Genomic DNA, 24,953 nt, shown 5'->3' with positions numbered 1-24,953 from the left:
CCCACCCGGACGCGTTCCGTTGCTACAAGTGGAGCATGGTCTCCACTTCGATGCGGCTCGTCACCTTCGACCGGTACGGGCCACCGGATGTCCTGTCGGTGTCCACCGGGCCGGTTCCGCGGCCGGGTCCCGGCGAGGTCCTGGTCCGGGTCCGGGCGGTGTCGGTCAACGGCGGCGAGCCGGCGCTGCGAGCCGGGCGGCTGCGCCCGTTCAGCGGCAACCGCTTCCCCAAGCGCGTCGGCATCGACCTGGTCGGCGAGGTCGTCACCGCCACGGGCCGGTTCGCCGAAGGCGACCTGGTCTGGGGGCTGCTCGGACGGCGGATGGGATCGGCGGCGGAGTACGTCGCGGTCCCCGCCGGCCGGCTCGACCACGTCCCCGCCGGGCTCGACGCGGTGCGGGCCGCCGCCCTGCCCGTCGGGACGACGGCGATCACCGCGCTGCGCGACCTGGCCGCGCTCGCCCCCGGCGAGCGGCTGCTGGTCCGCGGCGCCACCGGCGGCGTCGGCTACGTCGCGGTGCAGCTCGGGAAGGCGATGGGCGCGCACGTCACCGGGCTGGTCAGTTCGTCCAATGTGGACCTGGTGAAGGAACTCGGCGCGGACGAGGCGGCCGACTACCGGGCACCCGGGGAGCTGGGCCGGTTCGACGTCGTGCTCGACACCGTCGGCACCGGGCTGCCCGCCTTCCGCCGGCTGCTCACCCGGGACGGCCGGATGGTGGCGATCGCGTTCGACCTCGATCACCCGGTCCGGTCACTGGGCTACATCGCGGCCAACGCCGTGCGCCGCCGACGCTGGGTGCGCTTCTTCAGCGGTAACCCGACCACCCCGCTGCTGGCCGAGCTGGGCCGCTGGGTCGAGTCCGGGGCGATCCGCCCGCTGGTCGACCGGGTGTTCCCGCTCGGCCAGGTCGCCGAGGCCCACCGGGCGCTGGAGCGGGGCGGCGTGCGCGGCAAGATCGTCGTGGAGTTCCCCTGACGGTCAGGCCGAAGCCCTGACCCGCACCCGGTTGCGGCCGGCGTACTTGGCGGCGAGCAACGCCGCGTCGGCGGCGAGCAGGACTTCCTGGAGCGTCGGGCCCACCGCCGGATACAGCGCGCCGCCGATGGACGCGCTGAGCGGGCGGGCGCCCGGCCGGTCGTGGATTCCGGTCACCCGCAGCCGGGTGATCGCCCGGCAGATGCGGCCGGCGACCCGTTCCAGCGTCTCAGCGGAGGCGCCGGGGACAGTCACCACGAACTCCTCGCCGCCGAACCGGCCACACAGCCGCTCGCAGTCGGGGACCTCGCCGCGGATCGCGTCGGCGACGGCCCGCAGGGCGGCGTCACCCGCGAGGTGCCCGAAGTCGTTGTTGATCCGCCGGAAGTGGTCCAGGTCGATCATCAGGATCCCGGCCTCGCCGCCCCGCCGGTCCACTCGTTCGAGTTCGGCCTCGGCGAGGGCCCGCCAGGCCACCGCGTTGAGCAGACCGGTTTTGACGTCGGTGGTCGCGGCGTGTTCGAGCTGGCGGGGCAGCACGGTCCGGTGCACGGCGTAGAGCGGCACGAAGATCAGCACGATCAGGGCGGGCTGCCAGGCCAGCAGCAGCGCGGTGATCGCGCCCAGGCACAGGGTCGCCAGTTCCAGCAGGTTCTCCGTCAGCGACCCCAGCAGCTGGCGGGGACTGTGGTCGTCGCGCACGAGCGCGATCGACACGGCCGCAATCGCCGAGTTGACCAGGAAGTAGACGGCGATGGTGGCGACGAGCAGCGCGGCCTCGTGAACGGTGACCGCCGGGTCGAGCGGGAGCAGGCCCAGTTCACCGGCGACCCAGGCGGTGCCGTGGCAGGACAGGATCACGTTGCAGGCGTTGAAGGTGAACCGCGAGACGTAACCGTCCGCGGTGGCGCTGCGCCACCACAGGTGGGCGTACAGCACGACGGTCACCACCGCGGCCAGCGCGGGCGGCAGCACGAGCGCGCCGGCCAGCGTCCACACCGAGGAGAAGTTGACGTGCGGGGTGTCGGCGAACAGCCGGCGGCGAAGCTCGGCCCGGCGGGAGACCTCCGCGGCGGCGAGGCCGCAGGCCACCACGAGACCGCAGGTGACGGCGTCCCGCCACGTTCCGCGGAACACCGCGACGCTCGCGGCCAGCGAGACCGCCGCCGCCACCTCGACCGAGACGATCAACAGTTTCGACGGCACACTGTGCGACCACACGGTCCAGCCCGCGTGGCCCCTGGGTCTGTCCGCCATCGGCAATACACCCATCCGGCCCCTCCCCTGAAGGAGCACGGTATGCCCGGACGGTCGCGATACGGACACGTACCGCGATAGTTCACCCGGACGCACCAGGTCAGGCGCGTCCGTAGTCGCCGATCGCCGGGGCCAGTACGGCGTAGGCCTCCTCGGCGGCCCGCCCGAGCGACCGCAGGATCTCGTCGTGGCTGTCCCCCGCCACGCTGCGGCGCAGGGCGTGGTGGAACAGCAGGCGCTGCACCGCGGCCAGCTGCGCGGCGACGATCTTCGGCACGATGCCGTCGTCGCCGGACTCCGCGGCCAGCTGTGCCGCCAGCTCCGCCTCCGCCTGGTCGTACAGCTCACGCAGCCTGGCCAGCAGCACCGGGCTGTCGCACACCATGCGCGCCCACGCCGCGTCGGTGCCGCCGAGCATGCCGTCGCCACAGTCGACCCGCTCCGCGTACTCCCGGCGCAGCGCCTCCAGCGCCGACGTCCCGGGCGCACGGGCCGCGACCGTGCGGGCCAGGCTGGTGCGCAGCTGCTCGGCCCGGTCGAAGACCAGATCCTCCTTGAGCGGGAAGTGGTTGGTGACCGTCATCCTGGCGACCCCGGCCGCGGCGGCGATCTCCGCGATCGTCACGTTGCCGAAGCCCTTCTCCTCGAACAGGCGGGTCGCCACGTCCGAGATCAGCTGCCGCGTCTGGCGTTTGGTGCGCTCCCGGAGCCGTTCTGCCGTCACCCGCGTCACTGTACCCCCTGACTGAGCAGGACCCAGTTAATGTACTTGACCCATTGATTAGGCGTGACCTAATTTCTAGCTCGTGACCACATCGACAACTCCCCGCCTCGACCCGCGCCTGCTCAGGATGGGGCTGGTGCTCGGCAGCGCACCGGTCCTCGCCGGGATCGACGCGACCGCCGTCGGCATCGCCCTCGGCGACATGGCCGCCGGTTTCCAGGCCTCGCTCGCCGACGTGCAGTGGGTGGCGACCGGCTACCTGCTCGGGATCGCGCTGGTGATGCCGGTGTCGGGCTGGGTGAGCGAACGCTTCGGAGCCCGCCGGACGTGGCTGGCCGCGGTCGGTCTGTTCACCCTCGGCTCGGTGCTGTGCGGCCTGGCCTGGTCGCTGCCGTCGCTGCTGGCGTTCCGCACGCTGCAGGCCGTCGGCGGCGGCCTGATGAACCCGGTCGGCCAGATCATCGTGGCCAAGGCGGCCGGGCCCGCCGTCATCGGCAGGCTGATGAGCCTGCTGTCCGCGCCGGTCACGTTCGCCCCGGTGCTGGGACCGATCCTCGGCGGGGTGCTCGTCGAGAACGCCGGGTGGCGGTGGATCTTCTTCCTGAACCTGCCGATCTGCCTGGTCGCGCTGCCGCTGGCGGCCCGGCTGGTGCCCGCCGACGGCGACACCCGCCGCGGCGACCGGTTCGACGTGCTCGGTCTCGCGCTGCTGTCGCCGGGGCTCGCGGCCGTGGTCTACGGCCTGACCGCCGTCGACGGCGGCGGGCTCAGCCCGGCGGGAACGACCGCGCTGGCCGCGGGCGCGGCGCTGATCGGCTGGTACGTGCTGCACGCGTTGCGCAAGAAGACGCCGCCGCTGATCGACGTCCGGCTGTTCGCGCGGCGCGGGTTCGCCGTCGCCGCCGCCACCTCGTTCGTCGCCGGTGCGTCGCTGTACAGCTCGATGGTCCTGCTTCCGCTGTACTACCAGCAGATCCACCACGCCGACGACCTCCAGGTCGGCCTGCTGCTCGTGCCGCAGGCACTCGGCGCCGCGGCGGGCGCGCTCGTCGCGGGCACGCAGGCGGACCGGCGGGGGTTCCGCGTGGTGGTGACGGCCGGGATCGTGCTCGCGCTCGCCGGCACGGTCCCGTTCGCGCTCGGGGCACTGCCCGGGTGGCTGCTGTCGTTGGCCCTGTTCGTCCGCGGCGCCGGGCTCGGCGCGGTGATGGGGCCGACGATGGGGGCGGCCTACGCGAGCGTCGAAACCGACCAGACGGCCCGCGCGGCCAGTGCGGTCAACGTGCTCAACCGCATCGGCGGATCCGTCGGGACGGCCGTGCTGACCATGGTCCTGCTCGGCCAGGACACGGCACCGGAAGCGGCCTACGGCACCACGTTCTGGTGGGCGATCGCGCTGTCCGCCGTGGCGATCGTGCCCGCGCTGCTGTTTCCCCGCCCACGGCGCTAGTGTCGGGGAATGGCTGGCTACCCCGACTTCGCCCGCACCACCGTCGTCCCGGTCAACGGCTCCGGCCCGGAGGACGTCGTCGTCGACGCGGACGGGACCGTCTACACCGGACTCGCCGACGGCCGGATCATCGCGGTGTCCGAGGGCGGAGCGCTGATCCGGACCGTCGCCGACACCGGCGGGCGGCCACTGGGCATCGAGCTGTACGGGCCGGGCGAGCTGCTGGTGTGCGACCAGGACCGCGGGCTGCTCGTGGTGACCCCGGCCTCGGGGCGGGTCCGGCAGCTCGCCGACCGGGCAGGCGGGCGGAAGCTGCTGGCGTGCAACAACGCCGCGGTCGCCGCGGACGGCACCGTCTACTTCTCCGACTCCTCCACCAGGTTCCCCATCCCGCGCTGGCGCGAGGACCTGATCGAGCAGACCGGGACCGGGCGGCTGCTGCGCCGGACGCCGGACGGCGCGATCGACCTGCTGCTCGACGGCCTGCAGTTCGCCAACGGCGTGGCACTGGCCCCGGACGAGTCCTTCGTGACGGTCGCCGAGACCGGCGCCTGCCGGGTCCGCGCGGTCGAGCTGAGCGGCGGCACCGCGCGGACGTTCCTGGACGGGCTGCCCGGGCACCCGGACAACAGCTCGACCGGAACCGACGGCCTGCTCTGGATCACCCAGGCCAGCCCCACGGTGGCCGCACTGAGGATCGTCCGTGCCCTGCCCGCGCCGCTGCGCGCGGCCGTGCGGGCGCTGCCGACGTGGGCCCAGCCGTCCCCGGCACGCCGGTGCGGGGTGCTGGGCGTACGGCCGGACGGCGAGGTGGTGCACGACCTGAGCGGGGAGCTGGCCGGCTTCCAGGTGCTCACCGGCGTCCGGGAACACCACGGCACGCTCTGGTTCGGCAGCCTGGTCGGCACCGCGATCGCCAGGCTGGACGGCTTGTCGGCAGAACTACCGTGATCGCACGCCCCGTGGCGTGGTTGGTTTGACCCTGTCCGACAAAGGGGGTTGAGCCATGCCGCCGGCATCCGACGGTGATCCGGGGACAGCAGCACGACGGGGAGTCCGTGAGTGGGTGCGGGCGGCGGGCCGGGGTACCGGGCGTGGCCTGCGCAAAGCCACCCCGTACGGGATGTACGCCTTCCTCACCGCCTCGGCCGTGGCACCGGTCGCCGGGGCGGCGCTGGGCGGCGCGGACGCGTTCGCCGCCGCGCTCGACCAGCTCGGCGGCATGGGCGGCAACTACCTGGCCGGCGTGCTCGCCGACACCGCCGACCGGATGCGCGGCAAGGGCATCGAGCCCTCGGCCGAGCAGTGGCGCGACGCGGTCGCCGAGGAACTGCTGGCACGCCTGGAATCCGCGGACGAGGACAGCGAGCAGCTGCGGGACGAGGTGGGCAGGCTGCTGCGGGCCGTCGACGGCATCGGCGCGGCACTGACCGAATCGGCGGCCCACGCCCAGGAACTGCACCAGGAACTGGTCGGCGCGATCGCGGTGCTGGGCAGCGACTTCGACGAGTTCCGGTGGATGCTCACCGAGCTGCGCCAGGCCCTGTCCGACTCGGCCACCGCGCTGGCCGGCGTCCAGCGCGAGCTGCTGCTGGCCCGCACCGAGCAACGCGAGCAGAGCGACGTCACCCACCGGTTCCTGGTCGCGGTGACCAGGGTGCGGCAGTGGCTGCGGCCCGGCGAGCGCCGCGAGACCGAACCGCCCGCCGACGGTCCCTGCCCCTACCCCGGCCTGGCCAGTTTCCAGCCCGGCGACGCCGAATGGTTCCACGGCAGGGAGAACGCCGTGGCCGAACTGCTGACCAGGCTCGCCGAACGGCCCGGTGGGCCGCTGGTGCTGGTGGGCGCGTCCGGCGCGGGCAAGTCCTCGCTGCTGCGCGCGGGCCTGCTGCCTGCCCTGGCCGCCGGTGACCTGCCCGCCGCCGACTCCGCGCACTGGCCACGGCTGGTGCTGACGCCGGGCGCCACGCCGGTCACCGAACTGGCCGCGCGGGTGGCGACGCTGGCCGGTGTGCCCGCCGTCGCCGCGGCCGGCCAGCTACGCGAGTCACCCGCCGGGTTCGGCGCGCTCACCAGGCAGGCCGCACTCGCCCGGGGCGGGGACCGGGCGCGGCTGGTGATCGTGGTCGACCAGTTCGAGGAGCTGTTCACCCAGTGCGCCGACGCCGGTGAGCGGCTGGCCTTCGCCACGGCGCTGGCGCACGCGGGACCCGCCGTCGTCGTGCTCGCCGTCCGGGCGGACTTCTACGAGCAGTGCACCCGGCTGGAGCCGCTGGTGCCCGCGCTGCGCGAGCAGTACGTCCTCGGCCCGATGACACCGGCCGAACTGCGCCGGGTGGTGACCGAGCCCGCCACGACAGCGGGCCTGACGGTCGAGACCGGACTGGCCGACCGGCTGCTGGCCGATCTCGGCGTCCGCGACGGCGCCGACTACGACCCCGGCGCACTGCCGCTGCTGGCCCACGCCCTGCTGGCCACCTGGCGCAACCGGAGCGGGAACACCCTCACCGCACGGGGATACGCCGAGACCGGCGGCATCGACAACGCCGTCGCCGCCACCGCCGAACGGATCTTCGCCGCACTGGACGACCCGGGCAGGGAGGCACTGCGGCGCACGCTGCTGCGGATGGTCACCGTCGTCGACGGCGGGGTGGTCCGCCGCCGTGCCGGACGGGACGAGGTCGACACCGCCGTGCTGGCACCGCTGGTGGACGCCCGGCTGGTGACCGCGGGCCAGGACGGCGCCCAGCTCAGCCACGAGGCGCTGCTGACCGCGTGGCCCCGGCTGCGGGGCTGGGTCGAACGCGACCGGCAGGGCCTGCTGGTGCGCCAGCAGCTCGACGAGGCGGCGCGGTACTGGGCGGGCACCAACCGCGACGAGAGCGCGCTGTACCGGGGCGTCCGGCTGGCCTCCGCCCAGGACTGGGCCGAAGGGCGGACCGATCTGAGCAGCGTCGAGCGCGACTTCCTGCGGGCCAGCGAACGCGCCCAGCAGCGCTCGACGCGGCGGCTGCGCGGACTGGTCGCCGGGCTCGCCGTCCTGCTCGTGGCCGCACTGACCGCGGGCGTGGTCGCGCTCGTCGCCCGCGACGACGCCGAGCGCGACCGCCGGGCGGCGCTGTCCCGCCAGCTCGCCGCGGAGTCCCTGCTCAACACCGACGCCGACCCCGGGGAGTCGATGCGCAAGGCATTGGCGGCGTGGCAGGCCGCCCCCACCGCCGAGGCCCGTGGCGCGCTGCTGTCGGCGGGCACGCTGGCCGCCCCGGCGGCGTTCGACTCCGGGCTGAAAACGGCCTACAGCCTCGATCTCAGCCCGGACGGCCGCCTGGCCGCCGTCGGCGGGGCCGACGGCAAGGTCGTGGTGTGGGACGTCCGCGCCGGCCGGCCGCTGCCCGCCGGCTTCGCCGGGCACACCGAGCCGGTGTCCGACACGGAGTTCTCCCCCGACGGCACGCTGCTGGCCACCGCGTCCGCGGAGGCCGATGGGGTGCGAATCTGGGAGATTCCCAGCGGCCGCCTCGTCCGCACCCTGCCCGGTGTCTTCCAGCTCGCCTGGCGCCCGGACGGCCGGGAGATCGCCGCGATCGGGCTCGACCGCGGCTATCCGGTGATCGGCTGGGATCCGCGCAGCGGTCAGGAAACGCGGCGCCTGCCCGGCGACGGCGCGGTCGTCCACGACCTCGGCTTCAGCGGGGATTCGGCCCGGCTGGCCGTCGCCCGCGCGGGCAGGACCGTGGAGCTGTGGCGGACGGCGGACGCCACCCTGGTCACCCGGCTGGCCGAGCATCCGGCCGAGGGCGGCATGCGGGTCGCCTTCGGCCCGGGTCTGCTGGCCACCAGCAGCCAGGGCGACACCCTCATCCGGCTGTGGGACAGCGAAACCGGCCGGCGGGAGGACCCGGTCCGGATGGGCGGCGGGTTCGGCCCGGTGGCACTGGCGTTCAGCGCCGACGGGCTGCGCCTGTTCGCGGGCACCGGGGCCGAGGTCCAGCGCTGGGACATGGCCAGCCGTCAGCGGCTGGGCAACTACCCGTGGGACTCGGGTCCGATCACCGACCTCGCCGTGTCCTCCGACGCCACGACCGTGGCGGTGGCGACCACCACCGGCACCGTCACCCGCTGGCAGCGCAACACCTCCTGGTACTCCCGCCCCACCGGCTCGGTCATCAGCATCGCGTTCGCGCCGGACGGGAAGACGGTCACCGCCTCCGACGGCGACCGCGCGGTGCACACCTGGGACCCGGACACCGGCCGGGCGGCCGGACCGCCGTCGGCAGGCGACAGCATCACCACCACCGTCCGCTACGGCCCGGACGGCACCCGGGTGACCGCCCTGCAGGACGGCACCGTCGAGGTCACCGCCCCGGACGGCGGTCCGCCACGCAGGCACCCGCTGCCGGGACGGCAGCTGCGCACCGACATGGCGCTGTCCCCGGACGGCCGCCTGATCGCGGTGATCTCGGGCCTCCCGGTCACGGCGGGCGACGAGACGCCGGACGACTACCGCATCCACATCCTGGAGACCGCGACGCTGACCGAACGCACGACGATCGAACTCGGCCCGGAATCCGCCCACAGCGTGGTGTTCTCCCCCGACGGGGCGAATCTCGTCGCCACCACCGCGTCGGCGGCCGACGCCGCGGGCGGGTTCGCCACCACCGGCACGCTGCGGAACTGGCGCACCGCCGACTTCACCGAGACGTGGTCGGTTCCGACCGGCCCGGAACTCATGACCGGCCTGGCCGTCAGCCCGGACGGCACGCTGCTGGCCACCGCGGGCGGCAACCGCCAGATCCAGCTGCGCGATCCCGCCGACGGCCGGGTGCTGCGCGACCTCGGTGCCCGGCATCCGTCCACCATCCGGGACCTGGCCTTCTCCCCCGACGGCTCGACGCTGGCTTCCGGGGCCACCGACGACGCGACCGTCCGGCTGTGGAACGTCGCCGACGGCAGCCTGCAGGCCAACGCCACCGGGCTGCTCGGCGCACCCAACGACGTCGTGTTCTCCCCCGACGGCAGCCTCCTCGCCGCCGGCGGGCAGGACACCGACGTCGCGGTCTGGCGGGTGCGGCCGGACCGCGCCGTGGAAGACATCTGTCGCAGCCTCGCCGACGGCGGGGCCAGGGACCTGAGCGGGCTCGGCTGCCCCTGACACCGCAACAGTCGCGAACTTTCGAGAGTAAGTCAACATCTTGCAATCGATCTTCTGTTTATTGCATCCTCGTCAGGGTCTGGACGACGAGGAGGTCGTTGCATGCGACGAAGGACCGGTGTCATCGCCGCCGCACTGAGCGGGCTGAGCGTGCTGGCCGCGCCCGCCCCGGCGGTCGCCGCCGCCGAGCCCGCCGACGGCGTTCGCTCGGTGCTGCTGGCGACCGGCGACCGGGTGGACGTACACGGCCCGCGCGGCCAGGAGACCGCGGTGCTGCGGCCCCGGGCCGGCTCGGCGGACGCGTTCGTCACCCAGCGGGACGCGGACGGCGGGCTGTACGTGATTCCGGCGAGCGCACCACCCGGCCTCGACCGCTCGCTGTTCACCGTCACGGCCCCGGGCCACGGCGACAGCCCGCCCGTGGCCGCCACCCACCCGCTGCGGCTGACGGTCCTCGACGAAACCGGCGGGCCGAACAACGGGACGGTGGCCGTCACCAACCTCGACGACAAGACCAGCTACACCCGCTTCGTGTCCACTGTGGACGGCGCGGCATCCGTCGACGTCCCTGGCGGGCACTACGAGGCCGCCGCGTTCGTGCCCGACTTCACCGGGGGCAAGTGGTGGGTCCGGACCGTGATCAAGAACTTCACCGTCACCGCCGGGACGAGCGTGACCCTGGACGCGCGCACGGCGACGGTGCCCGCAGGAAGCACCACCCCGCGACCGGCCGAACTGGTCGGCAACTCCGTCCACTACCAGGCCGCCGACGCCAAAGGTGCCACCGGCGTCGCGTTCAACTTCCACTCGCAGCAGCCCGCGGAGTTCCTGTTCAACCCGGCGCCCGCCGCCGAGGTGGGCAACCGGCACATCGCCGTCGGCGAACACAAGCGGTCCCCCGCCGGCGCCGCCGAGCCCTACACCTACGACCTGAAGTTCCGGGCCGACGGCGCCCTCGGCGACAACCTGCGCCACACCTACCGGCCCGCGGATCTCGCCGCGCTGCGGGTGGGTTACCACGGCGACGTCGCCCACCAGACCGGCGTGGCCCGGGTGTCCCGCTTCGCTCACGAGAGCGCGGGCGCCGCCTTCTTCCGCTACTTCGACACCCCGGTGCGGCGGACCGAGTACGTGGTCGGCTCACCCGGGCTGTGGTACCAGGACAACGTCATCGCCAACCGGATGGGCGACGGCAGGCACATCGGCTATGCGCAGACCTACCGGCCGGGCACGACGGTGCCCAGGGACTACTTCCACGGCCCGATGGTGCCGGGCATCGCCGAACCCGCGCCGGACAACAGTTCCTGGATCTGCGCGGGCTGCCGGCAGGGTGACTCGATGCGGTTCCACCTGGCACCGCTGCTGGATCCCGACGGCAAGGTGTACTTCTGGGACAGCCCGTCCGGCGGCACGACGACCAGTGCGCGCCTGCGGCTGCTCACCGCCGACGGCACCAGCCTGCTGGACGTCACCGGCTTCTACGGCGGCCAGGCCACCGTGCCCGCCGCGCGAGGCCGGTACCGGGCGGTGATGGAGCTGCGGCGCAGCGGTCCGTGGTTCCACCACTCCACGGCCAGCCGTACCGAGTGGACGTTCACCTCGGGCCATTCCGCCGAGCAGACCGTCCCGGACAACTGGCGCTGCTCCGACGACACCCCGGCGGCGTGCTCGGCGCTGCCGCTGCTGACCGTGGCACCCCGCCTGGACACCGCGCTCGACGGCACGATGCCGGTCGGCCCGGCACGCCTGACGGTCGCCTTCGGCCCCGCGCCCGGCGCGCCGGAGCAAGCCGTCACGCAGGCCGCCGTCGAGGTGTCCTTCGACGACGGCGCGACCTGGCAGAAGACCGCGCTGGTGCCGCTCGGCGACGGCCGCTACCGGGCACACTGGTTCAACCCGCGTTCCGCGGCGCGCCAGGACGTCGCCGTGCGCACCAGCGCGACCGACGCCGCAGGCAACTCGGTCACCCAGACCGTCACCGCCGCCTACACCGTCGGCAAGTGAGCCGGCCGCACGGCCGGTTCGTCAGGCGACGCCGGCGGCGATCAGCCGCTGCCAGATCTCGCCCTGGTCGACCACCTCGACGCCGAGCTTCTCGGCCTTGGCCAGCTTGCTGTCCCCGACGCCCGCGCCGGTGATGAGCATGTCGGTGTTCGCCGAGACCGACGACGCCGCGGTCGCGCCGGCCTTCTCGCACAGTCGCTGGAAGGCCGGCCGGGCGACCTTCTCGCCGGAGCGCGGATCGCTGATCGTGCCGGTGATCACGACCGTCTTCCCGGCCAGCGGCGCACCGGCCGCGACGACCGGCGGCAGGTCCTCCTCGCGCACGTCCAGCGACACCCCGCGCTCCCGCAGGCGCTCCAGCTCGGGCCGCAGCCGGGTGAGGTGCTCGATCAGCGACGCGGCGACCTTCGGCCCGATGTCGTCGACGGCCACCAGCCCGTCGACCCCGGCGTCGGCGACCTCCTCCAGCGAACCGAAACCCGCCCGGCACAGCCGGGCCGCGGTGCCTTCCGAGGCCATCGGGATCGCCAGCCCGATCAGCGCGCGGCGCAGGCCGACCGAACGGCTCGCGTCGATCGACTCGATCATACGGGTGGCCGAGACCTCGCCGATGCGGTCGAACTCCAGCAACCGCTCCCTGGTCAGCGTGTAGAAGTCCGACGGGTGTTCCAGGATCCCCGTCTCGGCCAGCCGTTCGATCCACACGCCGCCGATGGCGTCGATGTCGGCCGCCGCCCGCGAGGCCCAGTGGATCAGCCTGCGCACGGTCTGGGCGGGACAGGACACGTTGGTGCAGAACAGTTCCCGGCTGTTGCCCTGCTCGGTCAGCGGCTGCCCGCAGGACGGGCACACGGTGGGCGGCACGATCTCGCGTTCCGCGCCGGTGCGCTTGGACGCGTCCAGCACCCCGGCGACGAACGGGATCACGTCGCCCGCCCGGCGCACCAGCACGGTGTCGCCGATCTTGATCCCGCGGGCGCGGATCACCTCCTGGTTGGCCAGCGTGGCGCGGCTGACCGTCGTCCCGCCGACGAACACCGGCTCCAGCCAGGCGACCGGGGCGATCTTGCCCGTCTTGCCGACGTCCCAGACCACATCGGACAGCACCGTGGTCTTCTCCTCGGCGGCGAACTTGTACGCCAGCGCGCCGCGCGGCGAGCTGGACCGGGTTCCGGCGGCGGCGAACGCGTCGCGGTCGGCCAGCCGCAGCACGGCGCCGTCGAGGTCGTAGTCGAGGTCGTCGCGCTGCCGTTCGATCGTCGCGATCACGTCCTGGGCCGCCGCCGCGTCGGTGCAGCGGCGCATGTCGGCCGCGGTGAACCCGAGTGTGCGCAGCGCCAGGTCGAGATCGGTCTCCACACTGTCCGGGTCGGTGTCCAGGTCGAAGGCGAAGAACCGCAGCCTGCGCTCGGCGACGGTGGCCGGGTCCTTGGCACGCAGGGTGCCCGCGGCGGCGTTGCGCGGGTTGATCAGCGGCCGGTCCGGGTGCGCGGTGTTGTAGGCGGCGAACGTGGACCGCAGCATGACCGCCTCGCCGCGGACCTCCACCCGGCCCGGCGCGTCGACCCGGTCCGGGATCCCGTCGGTGAGGGCCCGCACCAGCATGGTCACGTCGTCGCCGGTGGTGCCGTCGCCCCGGGTGACCGCCCGCGCGAGCCTGCCGTTCTCGTACACCACGGCCAGCGACAGGCCGTCCAGCTTGGGCATCACGGCGACCGGCTGCCCGGGGAAGCGGTCGAAGAACGCCACGACCTGCTCGGGCTGGGTCGCCTTCTCCAGCGACAGCATCGGGCGGGAGTGCCGGACCGGCGCGTGCAGCACGGCGGGCCCGCCCACCTGGTCCAGCGGGTTCGGGTCCGGCGCCAGCCCGGGGTTGGCCCGGATCAGCTCCCGCAGCTCGTCCTCGATCGCGTCGTACTCCGCGTCGGCCACCATGGGCGAGCCCCGGTAGTAGGCGTCGCGCAGCACCACGACCTGGTCAGCGAGCTCCTCGATGCGCTCCCGTGCGTCCACGGCGCAACGCTACCCCGCCGCACCGACACCCCCGCTCAGCGACGCCGGAGGTCAGCGGACGTCCGCCCAACCGGGGAACGGCTCGGTGGCGGCACGCCAGTCCGCCGGGATGGCGGCGCTGCCGGTGCGGGCGGCGATGATGCCGCCGGTGATCGCGCAGACGGTGTCGACGTCCTCGGCGACCCGGACGGCCTGCCACAGCGCGTCGGCGTAGGCGTCGAGGTGCCAGGCCGCCAGCCAGAGCGACAGCGGCACGGTGTCCAGCGCGCTGACCTCGCGGCCATTGCCGAGCCGCCCAGCCGCGTCGCGGACGTCGGTGTCCCCGGGCAGGTCCCGGGCGAGCCGGACACGCTGCCGCACCTCGCCGGCGGGCAGGTGCCGCAGCACCTCGTCGAGCAGACCGGCCGGGCCGAGTTCCAGGCGGGTCGACGCGAGCGCGGCGGCCAGAGCCACGGCCACCGCGCCCGCGATGCCGTCGGGGTGGGCGTGGGTGATCTCCGCCGAGCGGGCTGCCTGGTCGATCACCACGCCGAGGTCGTCGGCGAGCCAGGCGCCCAGCGGTGCGACGCGCATGGCGCCGCCGTTGCCCCACGAGCCGCCGCCCTGCGCCGCGACGTCGCGCCAGTGCTCCCCCGCCCGCAGCCGCAGCAGCCGCCGTTCGACGCCCGAGCCGTAGCCGCGGTCGGGATCCATGTGCCCGGCGAAGGAGGCGGCCAGCGCGTCCTGGTCGATCCGGCCGTAGCGGTCCAGCACCGAGTAGACCGAGCAGGCCATCTCGGTGTCGTCCGACCACGACCACGGCCCCGGCGGGGTCCGCCGTCCGAGGATCGCCGGATGGTCGCCCGGCAGCAGGAACTGCGAGCCGAACGCGTCACCGACGGCCAGGCCGATGATGCTGGCCGTGGCGCGGGACTCGTAGCTCACCCGCGGTCCTCCCGCAGGGACCGGCGGATCTCGTCCAGTTTCGATTTCGCGGCCTCGTCCCGCTCGGCCAGTTTCTTGTCCAGCGACTCGACGGTCTCCCCGCCGCCCAGCCCGGCCAGCTCGGTCGCCCCGGTCGCGGTGGCGAACCGCTGGTCGATGCGGTCGCGGACGTAGTCGAAGTTCGGCACCCCGTCGTCGGTGTAGTCGGTGGCCGGACGCTCACCGTCGGCTTCGGTCATCGGCTGCTCCTTCCCTGCCCTGTCAGTATGGGAAGACGGCGTGCTCCCCGGCGACCGTCACCCACTTGGTCGTGGTGAACGCCTCGACGCCCCACCGGCCGCCGAACCGGCCGTAGCCGCTGTTCTTCACGCCCCCGAACGGCACCTGCGGCTCGTCGTCGACGGTCTGGTTGTTGACGTGCACGATGCCGGTGCGCAGGCGCCGCGCGATCGCCAGGCCGCGGCGGGAGTCCTCGGTGATGACCCCGGCGGTCAGGCCGTAGTCGGTGCCGTTGGCGACGGCGAGGGCCTCCTCGTCGTCGTCCACGGTGATCACGGTGACCGCGGGGCCGAAGATCTCCTCGGTGAAGATCCGCATCGCCGGGGTGACCCCGGCCAGCACCGTCGCCGGATAACGGGCACCGTCGGCCTCGCCGCCGCCCGCCCGCAGCGACGCGCCTGCCGCGACCGCCTCGTCCACCAGCTTCGCCACCCGCCGCGCCGCGTCCGCGCTGATCAGCGGGCCGATCACGGTGCCGGGGTCGGCCGGGTCACCGTGCGGCAGCGACGCGGCCCTCGCGGCCAGCTTCTCGGTGAACTCGTCCGCGAGCGACCGGTGGACCAGCACCCGGTCGGTCGACATGCAGATCTGGCCCGCGTTGTTGAACGAGCCGAACGTCGCGGCGTTCACCGCGTAGCCGACGTCGGCGTCGTCGAGTACCAGCAGCGCGTTCTTGCCGCCCAGTTCCAGCAGCGCCGGCTTGAGGTGCTCGGCGGCGGTGGTGCCGATGATCCGGCCGACCTCGGTGGACCCGGTGAAGTTGACGATCCTTACCCGGGCGTCGGCGATCAGGGTGCGGGCCACCGCGGCGGCGCCGGCGGGCGCGTTGGTCACCACGTTCAGCGCGCCCGCGGGCAGCCCGGCCTCGCGCAGCACGTCGGCGATGAACAGCCCGCACGCGATCGGGGCGGCCTCGCTCGGCTTGAGCACCACGGTGTTGCCGACGGCCAGCGGCACGGCCAGCGACCGGGTGCCCAGGATGAGCGGCGCGTTCCACGGCGCGAACGCCGCCACGACGCCCGCCGGCTCGCGCAGCGCCAGCGACATCCGGTCCCCGGCGTCGGTGGCCAGCACCTCGCCCACCGGCCCGCCCGCCGCCGCGGCGGCCTCGCGGAGGATTCCGGCCGCCAGGCCGACGTTGAAGGCGGCGAAGCCCGCGACCTCGCCGACCTCGGCGGCCATCAGCGCCCGCACCTGCTCGGCCCTGTCCTCCAGGATGTCCGCGGCCCGCAGCAGGATGCGCCTGCGCTGTCCGGGCGCGGTGGCCGCCCATTCCGGGAACGCCTCGGCCGCCGCGTCCACGGCGCGGGTGACGTCGGCGGGGCCGCCCGCCGCGACCGCCGCGTACACCTGGCCGGTGTAGGGGTTCAGGTCCTCGGTCGTCCCGCCGTCCAGCGCAGGCACGTCCTCGCCGCCGATGAACAGCTCTCGCGTGATCGTCACTGTCGCTCCCGTCGTGTCCGGTACCGGGCCTGCTGCCTGCCTACCACGTGGCGCTGCCGGACGGGCCGGTGAACGTGCGTCCGGTCGGCCCAACCTGGGCCGTCCGTCGTTTCGCGCCCGCCGTGCGGGGCACACCGACGTTGTCGGGGGGCGCTGCCCGGCAACGATTCGAGGAGTAGTCGAAATGCCCACGTGGCTGGTTGTTCTCATCGTCATCGTCGCGATCGTGGTCGTCGCCGCGGTCGGCTGGCTGGTGCTGCGGGAGCTGCGGCGCAAACGCCTGCGCGAGAAGTTCGGCCCCGAGTACGACCGCGCGGTCCACGAGCACGACGATCCCCGCGCCGCGCACAAGGACCTGTCCGAGCGGGAGAAGCGGCATTCCGAGCTGGACATCAAGCCGCTGCCGCCGTCGGCACGGGAGCGCTACACGCAGCGGTGGGCGCTGATCCAGGAGACGTTCGTCGACCGCCCGTCCTCCGCCCTCGCCGAGGCCGACCGGGTCCTGGTGGAGCTGATGGCCGAGCGCGGCTACCCCACCGACGGGTACGAACAGCAGGCCGCCGACCTGTCGGTCGAGCACTCCCGCACGCTGGAGAACTACCGCAGGGCCCACGACACCCTGCGCGGTCAGCAGCGGACCGAGACCTCCACCGAGCAGCTACGCGAGGCGATGGTCCAGTACCGCACCGTGTTCGAGGACCTGCTGACCGACGACGGCGGGAAGGACCGCCAGCGCACCGGCCGGTGACCGTATTGTCGATGGCGTGCTGAGCGAGTTGTTCGACCACATCGACGGCAGGCGTGACGAGTACATCGACCGGCTGCGCCGGTGGGTGGCCGTGCCGAGCATCAGTTCGACCGGCGAGGGCATGGACAGGGCACCGGCCGCGGCGGCCGGCCTGCTGGGCGAGCTCGGGTTCGCCGCCCGGCCGCTCGACGCGGGTGCGGGCTGGCCTGCCGTGTTCGGCGACCGCCCGGCGGACCGGCCGGGGCCGACCGTGCTGCTCTACGGCCATTACGACGTCCAGCCGCCCGGTGATCCGGCCGAGTGGACCAGCCCGCCGTTCCAGGCGGAGGTCCGCGACGGCCGGATCTACGGCAGGGGCACCGCCGACAACAAGGGCCAGCACCTGGCCGCGCTGCTCGCCGTGGACGCGGTGGCCAGGGTGACCGGCGGCGTCGGCTGTCACGTCAAGGTCCTGCTGGACGGCGAGGAGGAGATCTGCAGCCCGCACCTGGCCGCCATCGCCGAAGCCCACCGCGAGCTGCTGACGGCCGACCTGGCGATCTGGGCCGACGGGCCGGTGCACGAGAGCGGGCGCTGGGCGCTGGTGTTCGGCGTCCGGGGCGCGCTCACCTTCGAGGTGGAGGCGTCCGGCGCGGCCTCCGACCTGCACTCCGGCAACTGGGGTGGCGTCGCACCGAACGCCGCGTGGCGGCTGGTCCACGCGCTGGGCTCGCTGCGCGACGCCGACGGCCGGATCCTGGTCGACGGCTGGGACGACACCGTCCCGGAGCTTGGCGAACTGGAGCGGGCCACGCTGGCCGAGCACGAGCCCGACCCGGCCGCGCTGCTCGCCGGCATCGGCGCCGACGCACTCGACGGGCCGCCCGGCCGCAGCATCGGCGACCGGCTGGCCGCCTACCCGACGCTCTCCGTCAACGGGCTGTCGTCGGGCCACACCGGTCCCGGGATCCGCACGGTCATCCCGCACCGGGCGGTGGCGCGCTGCGACATCCGCCTCGTCCCCGGCCAGCGGGCCGGCACGGTGTGGCCGCTGATCCGCGACCACCTGCAGCGGCAGCCCGGGATCACCGCGCGGCTGCTGATGTCGGCCGAGGCGTCCGGTACGCCGATGGACAGCCCGTGGACCGCGCCGATCGCCGCGGGCATGCGGGACGCGCAGGGTGAGCCGCCCGTTCTCCTGCCACCGCAAGGGGGAACGCTGCCGATCTCGCCACTGACCGACGAGCTGGGCCTGCCCACCTTCGGCGTGCCGTGTGCGAACGTGGACGAGAACAACCACGCGCCCGACGAGAACCTGGACCTGGACCGGTTCCTGACCGGCGTCAAGTCGATCGCCGCGATCCTGCTGCGGCTGGAGGCCTACTCGCCGCCGTCGGGCTCCAGGGAGCCGACGAACGACTGGTAGTCGTCGACGAGTTCCGGGAACTGCGCCTCGGTCGCGGTCAGGACCGTCCGCAGCACCACTCGTTCGCGCGGGTCGTCGACGTCGTGCAGGCTGAGATAGAACTCCGCCTGGATGACCTGCTGCTCGGTGTCGTTGACGGTGGCCGTCATCCCGACGAACTGGGTGAGCCCCGGTGCGTCCGGGCCGCCGACCTCCTCCCGGTCGAGCAGGCGGCACGCCGTGGTGCCCTCGGCGATCTGACGCAGCGAGGCGTCGGCGAGCTGGGTCAGCGTCGCGTCGTCCGGCCGGTACTCGCCCTCCAGCGTGATGTTGGCGGTGAACCCGGACCCGACGGTGGCCACGTTCAGCGCCACGAACGCCGCGCCGGGTGAGCCGACGTCGTCCGGCGACACCGGATGCCAGCCCTCGGGCAGCCGGAAGGAGATCGGGATCGGCAGCTCGGCGGGCACGGCCTCGTCCTCTCGGTACTGTGTCTCGGTCGGCATCGTGACCCTAGCCCTTCCTCTTCTTGTTGCCCTTGGTGGCGTGCTTGCCCTTGTTCGGTTTCTTGACCGGGACCCCCTTCTTCCGCGGGGTGGTCTTGTTGCCGGCGTCGGCGCGGTCGACGGCGTTGGCCAGTGCGGCACGGTTGCCGATCCGGTTGATCGCCTCGGCGCCGTCCTGCACGGTCTGCTTGCCCTTCTTGCGGTCGAACGTGATGTCGACCCCGGCGCCGCCGCCGAGACCGAGCGAGCCACCGAGGTAGCCACCCAGGTGCATGCCGTTGGGTCCCCGCTCGAAGCCGAACTTGGCCAGCCCGCCGACCCCGGCCATCCCCTCGACGTTGGCGCTGATCCCGATCCCGCGGAAGTCGACCCCGCCACGGAGCCCGGCCTTGAGGCCGGCGAAGAACTCCCCGAGGAGCAGCAACGCATCCCGGTTGGACCTCGCCGTCGCCTTGGCTTCGGCGCCGGCGAATCCGTCACCCTTGACCCGGGCCCGGACCGGCTTGTCCTTCCCGGTGTCGTAGGACACGGAACCCTTCTGCCCGATGCCGCCCTTGACGCTCGCCTCGGCGCTCCAGCCGGCGGTGTTGGGCTTGACGTCCTGGCCGAGCGGCTTCACGAAGAACCCGTGGCTCACACCGGCCGACGCGCTGCCGTCGACGGCGAACTTCCTCTCGGCGCTGAACTTGCCGCCGGGTTTCTTGTGTTCCTTGTGACCGGCCGTCGCACCGCCTTCGTAGCGGACGAGGCTGCTGTCCGGGTCGTCGGCCCGGTGCATCGGCTCGACGTCCCACCGCACGGCCCGGGGCCCGCCCACGCCCAGGAATTCCGCGCCGGCCCCCGGGTGGACGGTTTCCGAGAGCGTCCACGCCGGCGGCCCGACCGGCTCGTCGCCGAGCCTGACCGGAAGCGGGCGGAAGTCGGAGTCGCCACCGTGGTACGGGATGGCTCCCCGCGGCCTGTCGTTGTCGTCGTTGTCCGCAGTGCGGGCGCGTTCCCGTGCGGGGTTCGCGGGCGCGGCGCGCCGTGAGTCGTCGTCGCGGCGCCCGGACGCCTCACGGGCGTCGTCCGAGTCACGCGAGTCATCCCGGGAGGCACGGCTACCGGCGGCTCCGCGCCGGGACTGGCCGTCACCCCGCGACCCCGCATCACCAGCACCCCCGCGACGAGACTCACCATCCCGATCCGCGTCACCCCGGGGCGCACGGTCCCCGGTGCTACCAGCCGTTCCGCGCCGGGACTCACCACCACCCCGCGACCCCGCATCGCCCCGGGGCCCGGCGTTGTCAGCGGCGCCCCGACCGGATTCACCACCACGATCTCCACCGCGGTTCGCGCCCGTCCCGGCGGGCGGAGCACCCCGGTCACCTCCACCGGCCGCAGTCCCGCTCCCCTCGCCACCGGCCCGCCCGGCGGAGCCGCCGGGAGGATCCGGCGAGCCCTGCGGCGCCGGGGTGTCCGGGCGCCCGGCGTCGGGGCCGGAACCCGGCTCGGGCGAGCGCCCGCTGTCCCCGCCGGCGACCGCCTTCGCGGACTTGGTCACCTTGCCGGCCCCGACGAGGTCGCCGACGAGTTCCCCGGCACCCGAGATCGGCGCGCGGCGGAAGTTGTCGACGGCCTTGCGGCCCGCCTCGACCACCTTGTCGAACGAGCCCTTGGGGTCGTTCCACGCGTCGGTGGCGGTGCGTTTCACGCCTTCGACGGCGTTTCTGGCGTCCTGCTCGACTTCCCGCTGGGCCTGCTGGTCGCCCTTGCTGGCCCGGTCGAGCTTCTCCATGTACTCACCGGCCGCGTGGACGTTGTCGTACACGGACTTGTAGACACCGGCGGAGAACCGCCTCGCTCCGGTGGCGAGGTCGGTGGACTTGTCCGGGGCGTTGCGTTCCTGGTTGATCTGGTCTTCGGCCCAGGCGCGGTCCTCGGCCAGCTTCCGCTCGAACGCCTCCTCGGCGCCACGCAGGGTGTCGCCGACCTTCTCGCGCCAGCTCTTGTTCTCTTCGCGTTGCCGGGCTTCCTCGGCCTTGCGCCGTGCTTCCGCGGCGGCCTGCCGCCCGAGTTCGGCCTGCCGCTTGTTCTCCGGCGAGAGGTTCTCCCACCGCGCCTGCCGCGCCCGCTTACCCGTCTGCTCGTTACGCCCGGACGGGCCGCTGTCGATCCGCTTGCGTTCCTCCACCTGGCGGCGCAGGTCCTCGGCGCGGCGCCGGTTGGCCTCCTCGGCCTTGCGCCGCCCCTGCTCAGCCGCCTGGCGACCCAGCTCGGCCTGCCGCTTGTTCTCCGGCGACAGGTTCTCCCACCGCGCCTGCCGAGCCCGCTTACCCGTCTGCTCATTACGCCCGGACGGACCACGGTCGACCCGATCGCGGTTCTCGACCTGGCGGCGTTCCTCCTCGGCCTTACGCCGCCCCTGCTCGGCCTCCACGGCCCGCCGCTTGTCCTCCGGTGAACTCTTCTCCCACCGCGCCTGCCGAGCCCGCTTACCCGTCTGCTCGTTGCGCCCCGAGGGACCGCTGTCCACCCGCCGCCGGTTCTCCTCCTGCTTACGACCTTCCTCGGCCTTCTTCTCCCCTTGCCGCTTACGAGCCAGCCGCTCCCGCTGATCCTTGTTCCCCGACGGCCCATCGTCGACCTTGCGCCGTTCCTGCTTCTGGCGCTCGGGGTCCGAGCGTGCCTTCCGCGACCGCCGTTCGGTCTGCTCGTTACGCCCTGACGGCCCACTGTCGACCCGCCGCCGGTTCTCCGCCTGCCGCCGGTCCTCAGTGGCTTTGGCCTGCCGCTTGCCTTTTTCCTCATTGCCCTGCCGCCGCTCCGCGGCATTCGCCGACCCACTGGTGTTCTTCGCCGACACCCCGATCCGCCCACCGGCGGTGTCCCTCGGCTCGGCATGCGCCTGCTGCGCCGCCGCCAGCACGAAAAACACCGACAACGCACCACCGGACAACGTGTACAACAGGACTCTGCTTACCGTCTTTGCCGTGGCATCCATGAAAGGCAACCCCTCCGACCGGCCGATACCGCCACTGTCGAGACGGATCGGACGCTAGCCCGCCCGGCCGGTCACCGGGTCCCGGTGGCACGTTCCTGCCACCCTCCTTGCCACGGTCACGGCCCGTTCACGCGGGCGACCGGCACCAGGTGAGAACCCGGTCCACATCGTGAGTTCTGCGCTCACGCACGCGAGTTCTGCGTTCGAGACCAGCCACTCGCCTGCCTCCGAGACCCCGGCCTTGCCGGGTGGCCGGGGCGCCGGTCAGCTGAGCGGGCCGACGTCACGCACCGGCGCGGGTGACGAGGCCTCGTCCAGGCCGAGCATGGCGATCAGCATGGCCCGGTCGCGCGGGTCGGTGGCGTGCTCGTCGACCGTGCAGAGCGCCTTCGCGTGCTGGTCGAGTTCCCGCCGTTCCTGGGAGGCGCGGGCGTTCGCCAGCCGTTCACTACCCGAATGACGCCGTGTGGTCATGAATCCTCCGGAATGCTGGGCCGTTGTGCGGCCACGTGTCACGCGGCGGATCAGCCGCGCGCCGAGAGATGGATCTGCCCACCCGGCCCGGGAACTCCCGGGCAGCCTGCGCCGTTGTCCAGAGTAGTCGTCGAAGCTCTTGAGTGTTCGTGTTCTCGCTGCACGGTCGCACGGAACAACGCCGATCGCAGCCCGCACGTTTGGAACCCGCTGCCGCGGTCACCCAAGGACCAGGCAGTCGTAACCCGAGAGAACACGAACATGACAACAACCCTGGAACGCCCGTCCGCACAGCCACGCCCGGGCGCGGAACCGATGCTGTCGGGCGCCAAGACCCGGACCGAGAACTTCCTGGTCAAGCTGTTCGCCGTGGTACCGCTGGTGGCACTTGCCGCCGCCGTGCCGTTCGCCTGGGGCTGGGGCCTGGGCTGGGTCGACATCGGCCTCGCCGTGGGGTTCTACCTCCTCACCGGCCTCGGGGTCACCATCGGCTTCCACCGGTACTTCACCCACGGCGCCTTCAAGGCCAGCCGCGGCCTGCGGGTCGCGCTCGCCGTCGCGGGCAGCATGGCCATGCAGGGCCCGGTCATCGGCTGGGTGGCCGACCACCGGCGTCACCACGCGTACGCGGACCGTGACGGCGACCCGCACTCCCCCTGGCGGTTCGGCAGCACCCCGGCGGCGCTGGCCAAGGGCTTCTGGCACGCCCACATGGGCTGGCTGTTCGAGCGGGAGAAGACCAACGCCAAGCGCTTCGCCCCCGACCTGCTCGCGGACCGCGACATCGCCAGGATCGACCGCCTGTTCCCCGTCCTCACCGTGGTCACCCTGCTGGCCCCGGCCCTGCTCGGCGGCCTGATCACGATGTCCTGGTGGGGCGCGCTGACCGCGTTCTTCTGGGCCGGCCTGGTCCGCGTCGCCCTCCTGCACCACGTCACCTGGTCGGTCAACTCGCTGTGTCACATGATCGGCGACCGCCCGTACGCCGCGCGGGACCGGTCGGCCAACTTCTGGCCGCTGGCGATCATGTCGCTGGGCGAGTCGTGGCACAACTCCCATCACGCCGACCCCACCGGCGCCCGGCACGGCGTCCGCAGGGGCCAGCTCGACATCTCCGCCCGCCTCATCTGGCTGTTCGAGAAGCTCGGCTGGGCGACGCAGGTGCGCTGGCCGAAGCCGGCCCGGCTGGCCCGCAAGCTCAACCCGGGCTACGGAGCATGAGGTAGGCCTTCCCGATCCACGGGAAGACCGTTTGCCCGTGCCGTGACGCTGCTTACGTTTCCTCGCCATGGAAACGGCGCAGGTCATCACGGGCAGGCTGGGCAAACCGGACGGCTCGTTCGGCCGCGGCTCGGTGTCGATCGCCGGCGGCGTGATCACCGAGGTGAGCGACACCCCGAGCCCGCACACCACGATCGACGTCGGCGAGGCGTTCGTGCTGCCCGGCGCGGTCGACGCCCACGTCCACTCCTACTCCCACGCCGGTGAGGGCCTGCTGGCCTCCACCTCGGCCGCCGCGGCCGGCGGGGTCACGACGATCGTCGAGATGCCCTTCGACGCCACCGGGCCGGTCAACTCGCTCGACCGGCTCAAGGCCAAGCAGCAGCGGGTCGCCGACGAGGCCGTCGTGGACGTCGCGCTGCTGGGCACGCTCGAACCGGGCGGCGGCTGGCGGCGGGCCGGGGAACTGGCCGACGGCGGGGTGGTCGGGTTCAAGGTGTCGCTGTTCGACACCGACCCGTTCCGCTTCCCCCGCATCGGCGACGCCGAGCTGCTCGACGTGATGAAGGCCGTCGGCGAGAGCGGGTCGACGCTGTGCACGCACGCCGAGAACAACGAGATCATCAAGGCGCTGCTGGCCGACGCGGCGAACCAGGCCTCGACCGACCCCGCCGTGCACGCCGCCACCCGGCCGCCGGTGTCGGAGACCCTCGGCGTGCTCACCGCGATGGAGATCGCCGCCCACCAGGGCAACGCGCTGCACCTGTGCCACCTCTCGCTCGGCCGCTCGGCGGACCTGGTCGCCTGGTACCAGGGCCAGGGCGCCGACGTCACGTTCGAGACCTGCCCGCACTACCTGCTGCTCACCGCGGCGGACATGCGCGACGGCCGGCTCAAGATCAACCCGCCGCTGCGGGGCGCGGCCGAACGCGAGGCCATGTGGGCGGCGGTCACCACCGGCCTGGCCGGAGTGATCTCGTCCGACCACGCTCCGTGGCCGGCCGCGCTGAAGGACCACGACCGGATTCTGGCCAACCACTCCGGCGTACCGGGCACGGAGACGATGGTCGCCACCACCCTCGGTGAGTGCCTGCGCCGCTACGGCCCCGGCCCGGAGTTCGCCCGCACGGTCGACGCGCTCACCGCGGCCCCGGCCGACCGGTACGGCATCGGCCACCGCAAGGGCAGGCTCGCGCCCGGCCATGACGCCGACATCCTGGTGCTGACCCCGGACGAGGACTGGCGGATCGACGGGTCGGCACTGCACTCCAACGCGGGCTGGAGCCCCTACCACCGGCACCTGCCCGGTGCCCGGGTCACACTCACCCTCAGCCGGGGCACCGTCGTCTGGGACGCGGGCACGGGCCTGAGCGCCTCCCCCGGCCGTGGACGGCAGGTGTACCGGAGGTGA

18 protein-coding genes are annotated in these 24,953 nt (G+C 73.3%); 9 read left to right on the top strand and 9 right to left on the bottom strand.

The genetic code is table 11. The features are described 5' to 3' along the window. Positions 1-35: 35 nt before the first annotated feature. Positions 36-980: an NAD(P)-dependent alcohol dehydrogenase gene (locus EWH70_RS26085; protein WP_130478172.1), complete on the top strand. Its 945-nt coding sequence runs from the start codon at positions 36-38 to the stop codon at positions 978-980. A 3-nt stretch (positions 981-983) separates the two neighbouring features. Here EWH70_RS26085 and EWH70_RS26080 read toward each other — a convergent pair whose 3' ends face one another. Together EWH70_RS26080 and EWH70_RS26075 are read right to left on the bottom strand one after the other, a co-directional pair. Then, a complete protein-coding gene (locus EWH70_RS26080; protein ID WP_165436420.1) occupies positions 984-2,237 on the bottom strand; it encodes a GGDEF domain-containing protein in 1,254 nt (417 codons plus the stop codon). Positions 2,238-2,337: 100 nt separating this feature from the next. Then, positions 2,338-2,961: a TetR/AcrR family transcriptional regulator gene (locus EWH70_RS26075; protein ID WP_130478170.1), complete on the bottom strand. Its 624-nt coding sequence runs from the start codon at positions 2,959-2,961 to the stop codon at positions 2,338-2,340. An 82-nt stretch (positions 2,962-3,043) separates the two neighbouring features. Here EWH70_RS26075 and EWH70_RS26070 point away from each other — a divergent pair, with 82 nt between their 5' ends. From EWH70_RS26070 to EWH70_RS26055, 4 genes are all read left to right on the top strand, one after another. Then, positions 3,044-4,411, top strand: a complete 1,368-nt coding sequence (locus EWH70_RS26070) for a DHA2 family efflux MFS transporter permease subunit (protein WP_240687238.1) — start codon at positions 3,044-3,046, stop codon at positions 4,409-4,411. A gap of 9 nt (positions 4,412-4,420) precedes the next feature. Beyond that, on the top strand, positions 4,421-5,362 hold the full coding sequence (locus tag EWH70_RS26065) for an SMP-30/gluconolactonase/LRE family protein (RefSeq protein WP_130478169.1): 942 nt from the start codon (positions 4,421-4,423) through the stop codon (positions 5,360-5,362). A gap of 55 nt (positions 5,363-5,417) precedes the next feature. Further along, the gene (locus tag EWH70_RS26060) at positions 5,418-9,563 is read left to right on the top strand and encodes an nSTAND1 domain-containing NTPase (protein ID WP_130478168.1); all 4,146 of its coding nucleotides are present in this window, start codon (positions 5,418-5,420) and stop codon (positions 9,561-9,563) included. 102 nt (positions 9,564-9,665) lie between these two features. Continuing rightward, a complete protein-coding gene (locus EWH70_RS26055; protein ID WP_130478167.1) occupies positions 9,666-11,567 on the top strand; it encodes a hypothetical protein in 1,902 nt (633 codons plus the stop codon). Positions 11,568-11,588: 21 nt separating this feature from the next. On the opposite strand, the gene ligA is transcribed toward EWH70_RS26055, so the two are convergent. The 4 genes from ligA to EWH70_RS26035 are packed head-to-tail and all read right to left on the bottom strand — an operon-like array spanning position 11,589 to position 16,226. Beyond that, positions 11,589-13,580, bottom strand: a complete 1,992-nt coding sequence (gene ligA / locus EWH70_RS26050; protein ID WP_130478166.1) for an NAD-dependent DNA ligase LigA — start codon at positions 13,578-13,580, stop codon at positions 11,589-11,591. Between the two features lie 51 nt (positions 13,581-13,631). Further along, positions 13,632-14,504, bottom strand: coding sequence for an ADP-ribosylglycohydrolase family protein (locus tag EWH70_RS26045; RefSeq protein WP_130478165.1), 873 nt, complete (start codon positions 14,502-14,504; stop codon positions 13,632-13,634). Then, positions 14,501-14,743, bottom strand: a complete 243-nt coding sequence (locus EWH70_RS26040) for a hypothetical protein (protein ID WP_130478164.1) — start codon at positions 14,741-14,743, stop codon at positions 14,501-14,503. The genes EWH70_RS26045 and EWH70_RS26040 overlap by 4 nt, the downstream gene beginning before the upstream one ends. Before the next feature lie 22 nt (positions 14,744-14,765). Then, on the bottom strand, positions 14,766-16,226 hold the full coding sequence (locus tag EWH70_RS26035; RefSeq protein ID WP_130478163.1) for an aldehyde dehydrogenase family protein: 1,461 nt from the start codon (positions 16,224-16,226) through the stop codon (positions 14,766-14,768). A gap of 184 nt (positions 16,227-16,410) precedes the next feature. On the opposite strand from EWH70_RS26035, the gene EWH70_RS26030 reads away from it, so the two are divergent. Both EWH70_RS26030 and EWH70_RS26025 read left to right on the top strand, forming a co-directional pair. Further along, the gene (locus EWH70_RS26030; RefSeq protein ID WP_130478162.1) at positions 16,411-16,974 is read left to right on the top strand and encodes a hypothetical protein; all 564 of its coding nucleotides are present in this window, start codon (positions 16,411-16,413) and stop codon (positions 16,972-16,974) included. A 16-nt stretch (positions 16,975-16,990) separates the two neighbouring features. Then, positions 16,991-18,379, top strand: coding sequence for a M20/M25/M40 family metallo-hydrolase (locus EWH70_RS26025; protein WP_130478161.1), 1,389 nt, complete (start codon positions 16,991-16,993; stop codon positions 18,377-18,379). Here EWH70_RS26025 and EWH70_RS26020 read toward each other — a convergent pair. From EWH70_RS26020 to EWH70_RS26010, 3 genes are all read right to left on the bottom strand, one after another. Beyond that, positions 18,334-18,864: a hypothetical protein gene (locus tag EWH70_RS26020; RefSeq protein WP_130478160.1), complete on the bottom strand. Its 531-nt coding sequence runs from the start codon at positions 18,862-18,864 to the stop codon at positions 18,334-18,336. The genes EWH70_RS26025 and EWH70_RS26020 overlap by 46 nt on opposite strands. Before the next feature lie 7 nt (positions 18,865-18,871). Beyond that, positions 18,872-21,811 carry a hypothetical protein gene (locus EWH70_RS26015; protein WP_130478159.1) on the bottom strand — a complete coding sequence of 980 codons (2,940 nt, stop codon included), beginning with the start codon at positions 21,809-21,811 and terminating at the stop codon, positions 18,872-18,874. A 300-nt stretch (positions 21,812-22,111) separates the two neighbouring features. Further along, positions 22,112-22,321 (bottom strand): hypothetical protein, encoded by a 210-nt coding sequence (locus EWH70_RS26010; protein ID WP_130478158.1) that lies wholly within the window; start codon positions 22,319-22,321, stop codon positions 22,112-22,114. 261 nt (positions 22,322-22,582) lie between these two features. Between EWH70_RS26010 and EWH70_RS26005 the strand changes: the two genes are divergently transcribed. Next, positions 22,583-23,542 carry an acyl-CoA desaturase gene (locus tag EWH70_RS26005; RefSeq protein ID WP_240687237.1) on the top strand — a complete coding sequence of 320 codons (960 nt, stop codon included), beginning with the start codon at positions 22,583-22,585 and terminating at the stop codon, positions 23,540-23,542. 67 nt (positions 23,543-23,609) lie between these two features. Beyond that, positions 23,610-24,953, top strand: a complete 1,344-nt coding sequence (locus tag EWH70_RS26000) for a dihydroorotase (RefSeq protein ID WP_130478157.1) — start codon at positions 23,610-23,612, stop codon at positions 24,951-24,953.

This window comes from Amycolatopsis suaedae, assembly GCF_004214935.1.
GTDB lineage: Bacteria > Actinomycetota > Actinomycetes > Mycobacteriales > Pseudonocardiaceae > Amycolatopsis > Amycolatopsis suaedae.
This window is presented reverse-complemented; position numbering and strand designations above follow the sequence as displayed.

Bases quoted from the DNA above. Each gene is read 5' to 3' on its own strand.
- EWH70_RS26085 (WP_130478172.1), top strand. From the start codon at position 36: ATGGTCTCCACTTCGATGCGGCTCGTCACCTTCGACCGGTACGGGCCA.
- EWH70_RS26080 (WP_165436420.1), bottom strand. From the start codon at position 2,237: ATGGCGGACAGACCCAGGGGCCACGCGGGCTGGACCGTGTGGTCGCAC.
- EWH70_RS26065 (WP_130478169.1), top strand. From the start codon at position 4,421: ATGGCTGGCTACCCCGACTTCGCCCGCACCACCGTCGTCCCGGTCAAC.
- EWH70_RS26060 (WP_130478168.1), top strand. From the start codon at position 5,418: ATGCCGCCGGCATCCGACGGTGATCCGGGGACAGCAGCACGACGGGGA.
- EWH70_RS26055 (WP_130478167.1), top strand. From the start codon at position 9,666: ATGCGACGAAGGACCGGTGTCATCGCCGCCGCACTGAGCGGGCTGAGC.
- EWH70_RS26040 (WP_130478164.1), bottom strand. From the start codon at position 14,743: ATGACCGAAGCCGACGGTGAGCGTCCGGCCACCGACTACACCGACGAC.
- EWH70_RS26030 (WP_130478162.1), top strand. From the start codon at position 16,411: ATGCCCACGTGGCTGGTTGTTCTCATCGTCATCGTCGCGATCGTGGTC.
- EWH70_RS26020 (WP_130478160.1), bottom strand. From the start codon at position 18,864: ATGCCGACCGAGACACAGTACCGAGAGGACGAGGCCGTGCCCGCCGAG.
- EWH70_RS26010 (WP_130478158.1), bottom strand. From the start codon at position 22,321: ATGACCACACGGCGTCATTCGGGTAGTGAACGGCTGGCGAACGCCCGC.
- EWH70_RS26005 (WP_240687237.1), top strand. From the start codon at position 22,583: ATGACAACAACCCTGGAACGCCCGTCCGCACAGCCACGCCCGGGCGCG.
- EWH70_RS26000 (WP_130478157.1), top strand. From the start codon at position 23,610: ATGGAAACGGCGCAGGTCATCACGGGCAGGCTGGGCAAACCGGACGGC.